The organism is Sphingobacterium pedocola (genome assembly GCF_015209965.1).
GTDB lineage: Bacteria > Bacteroidota > Bacteroidia > Sphingobacteriales > Sphingobacteriaceae > Sphingobacterium > Sphingobacterium pedocola.
The window spans coordinates 971,940-985,495 of record NZ_MU158690.1 but is presented as its reverse complement, the minus strand read 5'-3'; the positions used below and the strand labels follow the sequence as shown (position 1 = coordinate 985,495).

The following is a 13,556-nucleotide window of genomic DNA, read 5'->3' as shown; positions in this document are numbered from 1 at the left end:
AACAAATTTAACGATCTATAGCACTTATTTCACGATCGTATTCCCAAGCAGCTGCCCTAACATTTTCTCGGCTTCTTTTAACTTGGAATACTTATGTAGTAGAATCTGCAAATCATCTTCGGACTGTTCTTTCTTTAATTCTTCGCGTATCTTATACATTTCCTTTTCGAATTTACGTTTTTTAATCCGATATATCGTCTCGGTTACCAGTTGCTTTAGGTTTTCAATCTCTTCGGGAACATGTATTTTATTTTTATCGTTGTTCCAGTTCGGACTAATCTCATATTGACTGGCGATACAACCGATCGCTAAATCCGACACCTCTTTATCCGTGTGCGAGAAGAAAAACTTCGCCTCGGGAATTTCAAAATTCTCCGCTTGCTTCTTAAATTCTTCCACAATAATAGCACTGGGTTTGTCATCAAAAGACACATCATCAATATTTCCCAGCAGATAAGGGGCTATCGGCACCTCCCCGTCGCCTTCCCATGCCGCCATCTCTCTGCCGTAGTTTAACAATATACGCACCACCTCCCGTTCTTGCAATATCTCAGGGGTAATCTTCGCCTGAGTGTCCGTTTCTGACAACCCCGCGTTCGCTCGCTCTGTCTCAGTCAAAAAGAAATCAGGCGGGGGCATATCTCCGGGATAAGGGCTAGCTGCCGAAGACTGGGAAGCAGATTCACGTTTCTTTTCCAGTGCTTTCGCTTTATTAACGCGAATCTTATTTAATTCACTTAATAAAACACGCTCCTCAATATCCAATAAACTACTACACTGACGGATAAAAACAGAGACTTTAATTTCGTCTGGAATCAACGCAATACTCTCTACCACTTCGTGGATAACCTCGGCACGCTTTATTGGATCGTTATTGGCATCCTTTAAAAGAATATTTGTTTTATAAAAAATAAAGTCCTGCTGATTGGTTGCGACATACTCCTTAAACGCCGCAGAACCAAAGGTCTGCACATACGAATCCGGATCATTTCCATCTGGAAAGAGGAGTACTTTAACATTCAGTCCCTCTTCCAGTAGCATATCTGTACCCCGCAATGAAGCTTTTATACCCGCAGCGTCGCCGTCATATAGAATAATGACATTTTTTGTAAACCGCGAAATCAACTTGATCTGACCTGTGGTCAAAGAAGTTCCCGAAGACGAAACTACATTTTCTACACCTGCTTGGTGCATCGAAATCACATCAGCATAACCCTCTACCAGATAGCAGGTATCATGATCTAAAATTGCTTTTTTCGCAAAACTAAGCCCATACAATACATCCGATTTGCGGTAGATGTCACTCTCAGGTGAATTGACATATTTCGGAACAGACTTTTCGGTCTTAAGTGTCCGCCCACCAAATCCGATAATCCGGCCAGTAAGGTTATGAATGGGAAATATCACCCGCCCCCTAAAACGGTCGTACAGACTCTTGTCATCACGCTCGATAGCAAGCCCGATTTCGGTAAGATATCCCTCTTGAAAACCACTTTTCTTGGCTTCTTCTACTAATGCCGTCCACACATCCGGAGAATATCCCAAATCAAATTTCTTGATGATATCTTCGCGGTACCCCCGTTCTTTGAAATAAGACAATCCGATCGAATTTCCGATATCCGTATTCCAAAGTTGTTCCTTGAAAAATTTCCCCGCCCATTGACTCAACACGTACAGACTTTCACGTTTGTCCTGAGCCGCCAGTTGGGCAGGAGACCGCTCTATCTCCGCGATCTCAATGTGATACTTATTCGCTAGATAGCGTATTGCTTCTGGATAAGAATACTTCTCCAATTCCATCACAAACTTTAAAGAGTCTCCTCCCACACCACAACCAAAGCATTTGTAGATACCTTTAGCTACCGAGACGTGGAAAGAAGGCGTTTTCTCATTATGGAATGGACAGTTACCGATGAGCGAAGTACCCCGTTTCTTTAACTCCACAAAATCACCGACGACTTCTTCTATGCGGGCCGTATCCAGTACCTTATCTATCGTTTCTTTTGCAATCAAGTTTTATTCTCCTTTATTGAACATCAACTATTTTTTCCAGCTGGGCACCATCACGTATATCATCCCTCAGCTCCGAAAAAAACTACCTTGTTAATCCTTGGATTGTACAAGCCGCAAGATACGAATGAAAAATCTCTTTCACTAACCTTAAGCAAAAAACCCGGTCGCCAATAATCCTAATTTAACACATATCGTCAATACGTTACCCCTCTACCCGTTAATACACCTTATACTGACGGTTACTCAGGATATCACAGCTATTCGCTGCATGTAGCCTCACAACTTCGCCAATTACAATAATAGCTGGATGCGACAAGCCGTTATCTCTTGATGCTTTCAACAAATCCCCTACCTTGCACACCACCTCCCGCTGAGCGGGCAAGGTTACATGTTGTAGTATTGCGGCAGGTGTATCACCTTTTCCACACATCACATAGGTACGCGCAATCTCGTCCAATTTCTTCATTCCCATATATATTACTACAGTAGAATTACTTTGTATTGCCAATTGGAGATCTGACGAAAGCCGTCCATCTTTTTTTGTCCCTGTGAGCGTCCATACACCATCACTTACTCCTCGATGTGTTAATGGAATATGATGGAACCCCGCTCCTTGCATACTACTTATACCTGGCACATACTGCACTTCTATACCTAATTTTTCGGCAAAAAGTAACTCCTCAAAACCACGTCCATATATATACGGATCTCCTCCCTTAAGTCGTACGACATGTCCATATTCTTGACAGTATTGCGCAATGCGTGTGTGAATATCCTCCTGTGGCGTAAAATCAGCATATGGTTCCTTACCGACATATACTTTTAAGCACGAATCAGGAACAATTTCGAGTATCTCGGCATCAACTAGGTGATCAAAAAGCACTACATCTGCTTTTTTAAGGATCTTATATGCTTTCATCGTCAAAAGATCAGGATCCCCAGGACCTGCACCCACCAAATAAAGAATATTTTTCAAAATTTTAGCATTAAAAGCCATAATTTATAAAATTTTATTTAAAAAATAATGAATAAGAGTTGATTTATATCTAAAAACTATTTTAAACAATAAAATATGACATAAATTCATATTTACAATCAAAAAACATATCAAAAATATCAAAATATATGATAAAAATCATAAAAAATGTTTGATATATCCAAAAAATATTTAATTTTACAATGAAAACAATACAAATATCGATTACAAAAACAAAAAAATTCGATTATGGCTACAAAAACGATAATTATAATAGGAAACGGGATGGTTGGGAATAAGTTTTGCGAAAAACTACTTGAAAAATCAGCGGATTTTAGATTAATTATATTCAGTGATGAGCCATATAGAGCTTATGACCGGGTACATCTCAGCGATTACATCAACAAAAAGCCTCTGGAGGAATTATACATGTCTTCCGAGGACTGGTATTCATCAAAAAACATCACACTCCATCTTAATGATCCCATTGTTCACCTGGATATTACCAAACAATACGTGGAATCAGGAAGAGGGATTCAATTAAGCTATGATTACCTAATTTTTGCCACCGGTTCTTCCGCATTTGTGCCCAATATACCAGGCATTGAAAAAGAAGGTGTTTTTGTGTACCGCACCATTGAGGATCTCGATTTAATTAAAGCATATGTCAATACGACACAAAAAGGAACCGTCATAGGTGGCGGTTTATTAGGTTTGGAAGCAGCAAAGGCCTTAATGGATCTAGGCATTTCAAAAACCAATGTCGTCGAGTTTGCTCCGCGTTTGATGCCACGACAAATAGATCACGCCGCTAGCACGGTTCTCCAACAGAAATTACAACAACTCGGATTAGAAGCACTCTTGAATAAGGCGACTGCCTTTATCGAAGGGGATACCAAAATACAAAGCCTTCATTTTACCGACGGAAGTGTACTAGAGACAGACATACTCGTGATCTCAGCGGGTATACGACCCCGCGATGAACTGGCATTAAAAAGTGGGATACTGGTTGGTCCCCGCGGCGGTATTATCGTCAACAAACACATGCAAACCAGCGAACCCAACATCTTTGCAATTGGCGAATGTGCGTTGTTCGAAGAAATGATCTACGGACTAGTAGCACCGGGCTATGAAATGGCCGAGGTTGCGGCAACAACAATCTGCGAGGGCAACAAATCGTTCAAAGGTTTTGACATGAGCACGAAGCTGAAGCTTATCGGGGTAGACGTGGCCAGCTTTGGAGATCCGTTCATCGAAGAGCCCTACGCACGAACCATCGTATTTGAAGACAAAAATAAAGGCGTATATAAACGTCTTAATTTGAGTCCCGATGGCAAATACCTACTCGGTGGTATGCTGATCGGCGAAGCGAATAGCTATAATATGCTATTGCAAACGGTGAACAACCATTTGGTGCTTCCCGAAAACCCAGAAGATCTGGTATTTGGTGAGCGTAGCTCCTCAGGACAAAACGCATCGACGGGTATCGCAGCCTTACCTGATGATGCATTAATATGTAGCTGCGAGGGAATAACAAAAGCACAAATCTGCCACGCAGTAACCGAACAAAACTGTGAAAACGCCGATGCCGTTAAGAAATGCAACAAAGCCGGTTCGGGTTGCGGCGGATGTGTGCCAATGGTCAAAGATTTGGTGACCATGACCTTAAAACAACAGGGGAAATATATTCGAAATGTGATCTGTGAGCATTTTCAATTGAGCAGACAAGAACTTTACGATCTGATCAAAATACACGAACTCAAAACATATGACGAAATTCTAGACAGCTTAGGAAAGGGAGATGGCTGCGAAACCTGCAAACCTCTTGTCTCTTCGTTATTAGCAAGTACATGGAATGAAATGATCCTCCAAAAAGGAAACGATACAGCCCAAGACAGCAATGACCGGTTCTTGGCCAATATCCAAAAAGGCGGAACCTATTCCGTGGTTCCGCGTATTCCAGGAGGAGAAATCCACCCCGACAAGCTTATCGTAATCGGGCAAGTCGCGCAAAAATATGGATTGTATACAAAAATAACCGGTGGCCAACGCATTGACATGTTTGGCGCACACTTAAACGACCTTCCGTTTATCTGGGCAGAATTGATTGAAGCAGGATTCGAAAGTGGCCATGCATACGGTAAGGCTTTACGGACCGTAAAAAGCTGCGTAGGCAGTACTTGGTGCCGTTTCGGATTACATGATAGTGTTTCTTTTGCGATCCAGATCGAAGAACGGTATCGTGGCATACGTGCACCACACAAATTCAAATCTGCTGTAAGTGGCTGTATCCGCGAATGTGCTGAAGCCCAGAGTAAAGATTTTGGCATCATCGCGACCGAGAAAGGCTGGAATCTATATGTATGTGGCAACGGCGGAAGCAAGCCGCAACACGCGCTACTACTGGCAAGTGATATAGACAGTGAAACCTGCATACGCTATTTGGACCGGTTTCTTATGTTTTATATCCGCACCGCAGATCCGCTTACCCGTACAGCCACCTGGCTCAACAAAATGGACGGAGGTATCGATTATTTACGTAATGTCGTTGTGAATGATAGCTTGGGCATGGCCCAGCAATGGGAAGCGGAAATGGAAAAACTGGTACTTGCGTACACTTGCGAATGGAAGGCCGCAATCGAAAATCCGCATATTCGCAAGCGTTTTTCCCATTTTGTAAATGCGCCTGATGAAAGGGACACTTCTGTCCGATTCGATGAAATGCGCGGACAGAAAAAAGCAGCAGACTGGAATATCCCGTCGATCACATCCTAAACGTAGACAAAGTTGCGTAGTGCAATTCTAATTGCGTTGACTAAAATGTGAATTTATCGGCCACTCTCGGCCACTGAGAATTTATTTATAGTGGAAATATACTAAAACAAATACGATGGAAACATTAACCAACACCAAATGGCTAACAGCCTGTCATGTTGATGACGCAGTAGAAAACGGGGGCGTTTGCATAAAACATGAAAACCAACAAATAGCACTTTTTTATTTTACACGTAGGAATGAGTGGTTTGCTACACAAAATGAATGTCCACATAAAAGACAAATGATCCTAAGCAGAGGCATGATCGGGTCACTTGGCGAAGAACCCAAAGTAGCCTGTCCATTTCACAAGAAGACGTTTTCCCTTCGTACCGGAGAATGTCTTTCGGGCGAGGAGTGCGCTATAAAAACCTATCCTGTAAAAATTGAAAACGGAATGGTATATATCGGTGTAGAAAACTAATCATCTATTCAACTCAAGCATCATGGATTACATCACCCCAAAAGAAGTTGCGGCCATTATGATGTCCACAGCGATCAATAAGTCAAAACTTTCCGTCAAAGATCTTCTCATCCGCGGGGCACTTTCGGGCGCGCTATTGGCAATCTCGGTTACCTTGGCGTTCCTCGCTACCACGCAGACCAGCATCCCGTTAATAGGCGCTTTCGTTTTCCCCGTCGGTTTCGTCATTATTGTTATTCTGGGTCTCGAACTCGTAACAGGAAGCTTTTCCTTAGTACCATTGGCCTATTTTGAAAAAAAAATTACCGCTGTATCCATGTACAAAAATCTGTTTTGGGTATTCATAGGCAATCTATTGGGAAGCGTATTATTCGCCGTTATGTTTTGGGCGGCTGCAACCGAAACCGGCCAAATCACTGAATTGGGCGCAGTGGAACAATTAATTATTAAAATAAGCGAAAACAAAACCATCGGTTACGGTCATCATGGCACAGCAGGACTGTTTTCCGCTTTCGTCAAGGCTATACTGTGTAATTGGATGGTATGTATAGGCGTCGTCATGTCCATGACATCAAAATCCACATTGGGAAAAATATTGGCCGCAGGTATCCCTATTTTTATCTTCTTCGCACTGGGATATGAGCATGCGGTGGTGAATATGTTTGTTATTCCAGCAGGTATGATGCTTGGCGCCGATGTATCCTTATCAGATTGGTGGTTTTACAACCAACTTATCGTTACCGCAGGAAATATCATCGGAGGCCTTTTGTTTACCGGAATGGGCATTTACTATACTTATGGTAAAGAGAATCCTTCTCTTACAGCTGAAATAAACAAAAAGTAAATTCTGATCTTCATGAACGTTATATACAGGATTTATATCTTAATCGGCTTAGTTTTCTTACTTCCTTCCAGAAACGCAAAGGCACAAACCACAAAACTACAAGCGTCCCTTTTCGAGGGTATACTCGTGGCAGGATATACCGATGAGGGCGCATACATTAATTGCACAGGTCCTGCTGTTAAATACGTCGTCAAAAAGACAAGTATAATGGCAGGATTACTGCCCTCTTTAAAAATAAAAAAGGATCGAGTTCAAGGGGGAGCTACAAGCAATTCCCTGGTCACACCGACATTAGGATTTGGTCTAACGGGATGCTATAAACATTTGGTTATTCAGCTTCCCGCATTTTATTCCGCAAAAACAAGCACAGCGGATGGCAACTGGAAATTGGGTATCGGGGTAGGATACAAGTTTTAACAGCATGCACCCCTCAACTGTCCTAAAAAAAGTACAATACATTTAAATGCTCGGATCATCTACACCTCATCAATAAATGGAATATTACACTGAATTACAATAAGTTAAAAATTTAAACAAAACCATTATTCCATTAGTTTTACATTATTGCTGTTGTTGCATCATATTTGAATATCCAATAGTAATTAACAGAATAACAACCAAAAAAATAGCATTATGGAAACTTTAGAAAACAAAGCTGCAAAATTAGGTCTAGAAAAAGGGTATTTATTGTTGTTGATGGCTATTTTGGAAGATCCGGATGCAGATCAAGGAGAATAAGCAGTGAACGATAAAAAATTCTGCTGAAAAACAAACTTTACAGCGTATACTTATAGCGTTGCTCTAAATACACTAACAGTTATTTGGGGCAACATCTATTTTAATTTACACCTTCTGAATATCCCCACACCTCCCTTCTAATCAAACTCTAATCTAGTTAACACCCCATCTTAATATAGGGTCTGTACTTTTGAGCCATTCAATATCAAACAATATGGCCCACAAGTTTATATTTGCCCTTTGTACATTTTTACTATCCTCGTTGCTTTATGCCCAGGAGGCTACCGTAAAAAAAACGCTTACTGTTACGGACCTAGAAAGCTTATTTCTAGCCTCCAACTACGAGCTTCTCATCGCGAAGTATGAGATTGAGCGTGCTGAAGCGGAGATTTTGCAGCAGCGCCTCTTTCCAAACCCCACGCTTGCCATTAGCGAACTCAATCTTTGGTCCAACCGGACACATGAACAACTCGCTCCGCTCTTTGGTCGCTACGGCAGGAGCCAACAGTTCGGAGTTGATCTGGAACAGCTCATTGAAACGGCCGGCAAACGCAAGAAACGGGTCCACATTGCCCAATTGGAAAAAACGGATGCCCAGCTCGATTTTGAAGAGACGCTGCTCAATCTTCGGTACGACCTTCGTAACACGTTCCACGCCCTGCAAAAAGTCACGGCCCAGGAGCAGCAGGTTGCCGTGCTCGTCGACCAATTCAGCCAACTGAGTGAGCAGTATGAGCGACATGCTAACCTACAGACGATCAACAGGGCTGACTTTTTTCGGATACAATCCGCCACAATATCGTGGAAAGAAGAGCTCGTTTCACTGCAGGATGAACAATTGGAACACCTAGACAGACTGAAACGCTATACCCATCTACCCGATCTCCGTTTGCAGGATCTCGCGCTCTCCTTAAGAACGGAAGGACAACTCACCAGCCTGATCCCGGCAAATCTACAGGAGCTCGCCTACAACAACCACCTCGATCTCAAGCGTGCACAAAATAACCAGTCCCTTGCACAATCTGAACTTAAGCTTGAAGAAGCGAACCGTGTCCCTGATCTGAACATAGGGATTAGCTATGACCGTGGAGGTAATATTATGCGCGACTTTGTAGGGTTTGGCATCAGTATGGATCTTCCGCTATTCAACAAAAATCAGGGCAACATCCGCGCAGCCAAGCTTCGTATCCAACAGGAAGAATCCGCACGAAGTGGTCTCCGCATGGCCCTTGACAACACGCTGGAAAAACTGGTTAGCCAGTTAAGGCTGTACGAAAACGCCTTAGACGGGCAACCCGCAGAACTGACCGAAAACTTCAGTCTGATCCTCGAAAACTACGCAAAAAATCTTCGCGCGCAACAGGTAACCCTGATGGAATTCATCGACTTTTCCGAAAGCTATGTCGACGCGCAAAAAGCATTTCTCCAATTACAGGAAAAATATTACCAAACTTTTGAAGAATTAAAATACACCATCGGTAAAGACCTTTAAGCCATGAAAAAAACAGTATATTTTTTAACAACTGCCGCCGTTGTTACCCAACTATTTAGTGCCTGTACAACACAGCAACCCAGCGACGCCGAATGCACGGAACAAGCCACTGGTTTTTGCATAAGCGAGCAACTAAAGAAAAGCACGCAAATCGATAGCGTCCACTACCAGCCGATTCAGGAAAGCCTGACGCTGACCGGAAAAGTCGAATACAACGAAAACGACTTTGTCGCATTCAAAAGCCTGTTAGACGGCCGCGTAGAACGCGTCAACTTTGAACTGGGCGATTATGTGCAAGCCGGGAAGGTGCTTGCTGTGATCCGTTCCAACGACGTACAAGAGCAGTACCAGCAAAAACGGTATCACGAGAGTCAGCTCGTACTCCTGAAGAAACAGCTGGAGACAAAGCAGATTCTCCTTTCCGATGGTATGGCCTCCGCACCGGAGATACTGGAAACGGAGCATTCCATTGAAAGTACCCAGATCGAGCTGGACAAGATCAACCAAACCTTGGCCCTATATCGCGCGGATGGTACTACCGGAAATTTCCATCTCGTAGCCCCCAAAAACGGATATATCGTCCAGAAGAAAATTAGCGCCGGCCAAACCATCACGCCCGACGGCGACCCCCTGTTTTCCATATCCAACTTAAAGCAGGTATGGGTCATGGTAAATATCTACGCAAACAATTTACGGTACATCAAAGAGGGAGATCCGGTGAAAGTTAGAACAATGGCCTACCCCGATGAGCTGCATACCGGAAAAGTAGATAAGATATACCACGTATTTGACGACGACGAACACGTACTTAAAGCACGGATCGTGCTGGAAAACAAACAGCTTAATTTGATACCCGGATTAGGTGCAGATATCATTATTTATAAAAACCAGTCCGAAAATGCGTATGCCATCCCCAACAATGCACTGGTATTCAATAACAACAGGCAATATGTGGTGCGTTATCAAGCCGATTGCGACCTTAGCATACAGGAAGTGATCCCGGTGGCAAGCAATGATGAATTCACCTTTGTCAAAACAGACTTCTCCGAAAACAATAAAATAGTGCGTACAAACGCACTTCTCATATTTGACGAATTAAACAGATAAGTATTATGCACAAACTTGTAAAGGGCATCGTTTCATTCTCCTTGAAAAATGCGGTCTTCGTACTCATGGCTACGATTGCCCTCTTAAGTGGTGGGATATATGCCTACATACACACACCGATCGAAGCTTTTCCCGACGTGACCAATACCCGCGCGCGCGTCATTACGCAGTGGCCCGGCAGAAGTGCCGAAGAGATCGAAAAACTGGTTACTCTGCCTGTCTCTAAGGTCATGAACAGTATACCGCGCAAGACGGATGTGCGCTCTGTATCCCTTTTCGGGTTATCCGTCGTTACTGTACAATTTGAAGACGGCGTAGAAGATTTCTATGCGCAGCAGTATGTTTCTAATAAACTCGCCGGGGTTGAACTCCCCGAAGGTGCCGAGCCTTCCATCGAACCGCCTTCAGGTGCGACCGGGGAAATTTTTCGTTATGTCATACAAAGCGATCTTCCGATCAAGGAAGTAACTGCATTGCAGGATTGGGTGATCGAACGCGAGTTACTCGGTGTAGCGGGTGTTGCAGATGTCATCAGTTTCGGTGGAGAAGAAAAGATCTACGAAATAAAGATCAACCCTACGCAACTGAAAAATTACGCACTTTCACCGTTAGACGTATACGAAGCCGTCTCCAAATCCAATATCAATGTCGGTGGAGACATTATCCAGCAAGGCGACCAAACCTATGTTGTACGGGGTGTGGGCCTACTCGACAAGTTAGAAGATATCGAAAATATTACCATACAGCTTAACGGGTCGACTCCTATCTTGATTAAAAATGTGGCAGAGGTTGAGATATCCCATAAGCCCCGCCTTGGCCAAGTTGGCCTAAACCAACAAGATGATCTGGTACAAGGTATCGTCGTGATGCTACGTGGAGAAAACCCTTCGGATGTGGTGGAACGGTTAAAAACTAAAATAACCGAACTCAACGAACGCACCCTCCCCGATAACGTCAAGATCGAACCTGTCATCGACCGCACGAAACTTGTTGACAATACGATAAAGACTGTATCGAAAAATATGATAGAAGGTATCCTGCTGGTTTCGCTCATCGTCTTTATCTTTTTATATAACTGGAAGTCTACCTTGATTGTCGCTTCCGTAATCCCACTGGCCTTCCTGTTTGCCATTATCATGTTGCGTGTCCAGGGATTACCCGCCAACCTGATATCGATGGGATCCCTTGACTTTGGACTGTTGCTCGAAGGTACGCTAGTCATTGTTGAAACGGTATTCGTCGCCTTAGCCGCCACTTCAAAACGCGTCGGTCCGGATCGTTTTGCCAAGATGAGCAAGATGGGTATCATCAAGAAAAGCACCAATAGTGTAGCTTCGCACATCTCCTTTGCCTTGCTCATTCTTATCGTAGCCTTATTACCGATTTTCTCCTTTCAAAAAGTAGAGGGCAAAATGTTTACGCCATTGGCTTTCACCCTAGGCTACGCCTTATTGGGGTCCCTGATCTTGAGTCTTACGTACGTCCCGGCGATGTGTAAGCTGCTCTTCACGAAAAATATCGAAGAAAAAGAAAATATCATTACACGCTTCTTTCATCGCACCATCTATGGGCTATATCACCATGCCTTTCGGCACGGCAAGACGACCATTGCCATCTTTCTGGCCATACTAGCCCTGTGTGTCGTACGTTTTTCGAACTATGGATCTGAGTTTTTGCCAAAATTGAATGAAGGCGCGATTTACGTACGCGCCACCTTGCCCAACAGCATTAGCCTGGAAGAGTCTACAAAACTAACCCAGGAAATGAAAAATATACTGTTGGACAGTGTATCCGAAATCAGTTTCATCCTTACACAGACCGGCCGGCCCAATGATGGTACCGATCCAACCGGATTTTTCAATATTGAGTTTAATGTACAGCTGCAAGACGAGGGCGAATGGTCGCGTGGCCTCTCGAAGCCAGAGATTGTGCAGGAGATCCGCGGTCTGCTCAATCACTACCCCGGTATCACCTTTGGTTTCAGTCAGCCGATCCAAGATAATGTTGAAGAATATGTGGCTGGCGTAAAGAGCGCGCTGGTCATCAAAATATTCGGCGAAGACCTCAGTGATCTAGAAAAATATGCAGACCAAGTGGCAGCATCAATCGGAAAAGTCGACGGTATAACTGATCTCAACGTATACCGTAATCTCGGTTTGCCCGAACTCCGGATCCAGCTGCACGATTCCAAGATGGCAAAATATGGCGTATCAACAGCCGATGTGCAAGCCGTGATCGAAATGACGATTGGCGGACAATCTGCCACCAAGTTCTTTGAACAGGACCGGCAGTTCGATGTAGTTATTCGGTTCGAAGAACAGTACCGGGATTCTCCCGAAAAAATCGGCAACATCCTGATTCCGACCAGCAACAATCACAGCGTACCGCTACAGGAAATTGCGACGATCGGTTACAAAACCGGACCGGCATTTATCTACCGCGAGGGCAATAGCCGCTATATCGGCATCGGATTCAGTATTGAAGGAAGAGACCTCGGCAGTACGATCGACGAAGCCAAGGCCGTGGTGGCAAATGAGGTGAAACTGCCTAAAGAAAACCACATGGTGTGGGCGGGAGAATTTGAGAGTAAAGAACGCTCTACCAAGCAGCTCATGACCGTCGTGCCCGTCTCCCTGATATTAATATTATTGCTGCTCTATGCCAATTTTGGTAATGTAAAAGATACGATGATCGCTTCGGTGACCCTGCCCTTTGCCTTTATCGGCGGCTTTCTCTCACTCTGGATCACCGGTACAATCTTCGGCATATCCGCTGGTATCGGATTCATCATCCTGTTTGGTGTAGCAACTATTGACGGTATCGTGCTCATTGGCATCATGAAGCACAACCTGCAGCGAAAGATAGGACTGGTCAAATCTATAGAAGAGGGTGTTAAGAGCAGGATCCGTCCCGTGGTTATGATTGCGTTATTGGGGTCCATGGGGCTATTACCTGCTGCGCTGTCGCACGGAATGGGTTCCGAAATCCAGAAGCCATTAGCGATCATGATTGTCGGCGGACTCCTCATCTGTTTGGTGCTCTCTTTTGCGATTCTGCCGGTCTTATTTTACCTGGCCTACCGCAAAGATCCCAAAGCAAACCCATCCCCGTCGCGGAATTCCGGCACAGTTTAGTTTTCCTTCCCGTC

The 13,556-nt window shown here is 44.0% G+C and carries 9 protein-coding genes; 7 read left to right on the top strand and 2 right to left on the bottom strand.

The window, feature by feature from the left end; translation table 11 throughout:
* Positions 1-24 precede the first annotated feature (24 nt).
* Both dnaG and cobA read right to left on the bottom strand, forming a co-directional pair.
* Positions 25-2,013 carry a DNA primase gene (gene dnaG / locus C4F40_RS14130; protein ID WP_196940028.1) on the bottom strand — a complete coding sequence of 663 codons (1,989 nt, stop codon included), beginning with the start codon at positions 2,011-2,013 and terminating at the stop codon, positions 25-27.
* A 217-nt stretch (positions 2,014-2,230) separates the two neighbouring features.
* The gene (cobA, locus tag C4F40_RS14125) at positions 2,231-3,010 is read right to left on the bottom strand and encodes a uroporphyrinogen-III C-methyltransferase (RefSeq protein ID WP_196940027.1); all 780 of its coding nucleotides are present in this window, start codon (positions 3,008-3,010) and stop codon (positions 2,231-2,233) included.
* Positions 3,011-3,238: 228 nt separating this feature from the next.
* On the opposite strand from cobA, the gene nirB reads away from it, so the two are divergent.
* From nirB to C4F40_RS14090, 7 genes are all read left to right on the top strand, one after another.
* Positions 3,239-5,764 carry a nitrite reductase large subunit NirB gene (gene nirB / locus C4F40_RS14120; RefSeq protein WP_196940026.1) on the top strand — a complete coding sequence of 842 codons (2,526 nt, stop codon included), beginning with the start codon at positions 3,239-3,241 and terminating at the stop codon, positions 5,762-5,764.
* A gap of 115 nt (positions 5,765-5,879) precedes the next feature.
* Positions 5,880-6,227 carry a nitrite reductase small subunit NirD gene (gene nirD, locus C4F40_RS14115; RefSeq protein ID WP_196940025.1) on the top strand — a complete coding sequence of 116 codons (348 nt, stop codon included), beginning with the start codon at positions 5,880-5,882 and terminating at the stop codon, positions 6,225-6,227.
* Between the two features lie 22 nt (positions 6,228-6,249).
* Positions 6,250-7,071: a formate/nitrite transporter family protein gene (locus C4F40_RS14110; protein WP_196940024.1), complete on the top strand. Its 822-nt coding sequence runs from the start codon at positions 6,250-6,252 to the stop codon at positions 7,069-7,071.
* A gap of 12 nt (positions 7,072-7,083) precedes the next feature.
* Positions 7,084-7,488, top strand: a complete 405-nt coding sequence (locus C4F40_RS14105; protein ID WP_196940023.1) for a hypothetical protein — start codon at positions 7,084-7,086, stop codon at positions 7,486-7,488.
* A gap of 535 nt (positions 7,489-8,023) precedes the next feature.
* On the top strand, positions 8,024-9,301 hold the full coding sequence (locus tag C4F40_RS14100) for a TolC family protein (protein WP_196940022.1): 1,278 nt from the start codon (positions 8,024-8,026) through the stop codon (positions 9,299-9,301).
* A 3-nt stretch (positions 9,302-9,304) separates the two neighbouring features.
* Positions 9,305-10,408, top strand: coding sequence for an efflux RND transporter periplasmic adaptor subunit (locus C4F40_RS14095; protein ID WP_196940021.1), 1,104 nt, complete (start codon positions 9,305-9,307; stop codon positions 10,406-10,408).
* A gap of 5 nt (positions 10,409-10,413) precedes the next feature.
* The gene (locus C4F40_RS14090) at positions 10,414-13,542 is read left to right on the top strand and encodes an efflux RND transporter permease subunit (RefSeq protein WP_196940020.1); all 3,129 of its coding nucleotides are present in this window, start codon (positions 10,414-10,416) and stop codon (positions 13,540-13,542) included.
* Positions 13,543-13,556 lie beyond the last annotated feature (14 nt).

Bases quoted from the DNA above. Each gene is read 5' to 3' on its own strand.
- cobA (WP_196940027.1), bottom strand. From the start codon at position 3,010: ATGGCTTTTAATGCTAAAATTTTGAAAAATATTCTTTATTTGGTGGGT.
- nirB (WP_196940026.1), top strand. From the start codon at position 3,239: ATGGCTACAAAAACGATAATTATAATAGGAAACGGGATGGTTGGGAAT.
- nirD (WP_196940025.1), top strand. From the start codon at position 5,880: ATGGAAACATTAACCAACACCAAATGGCTAACAGCCTGTCATGTTGAT.
- C4F40_RS14110 (WP_196940024.1), top strand. From the start codon at position 6,250: ATGGATTACATCACCCCAAAAGAAGTTGCGGCCATTATGATGTCCACA.
- C4F40_RS14105 (WP_196940023.1), top strand. From the start codon at position 7,084: ATGAACGTTATATACAGGATTTATATCTTAATCGGCTTAGTTTTCTTA.
- C4F40_RS14100 (WP_196940022.1), top strand. From the start codon at position 8,024: ATGGCCCACAAGTTTATATTTGCCCTTTGTACATTTTTACTATCCTCG.
- C4F40_RS14095 (WP_196940021.1), top strand. From the start codon at position 9,305: ATGAAAAAAACAGTATATTTTTTAACAACTGCCGCCGTTGTTACCCAA.
- C4F40_RS14090 (WP_196940020.1), top strand. From the start codon at position 10,414: ATGCACAAACTTGTAAAGGGCATCGTTTCATTCTCCTTGAAAAATGCG.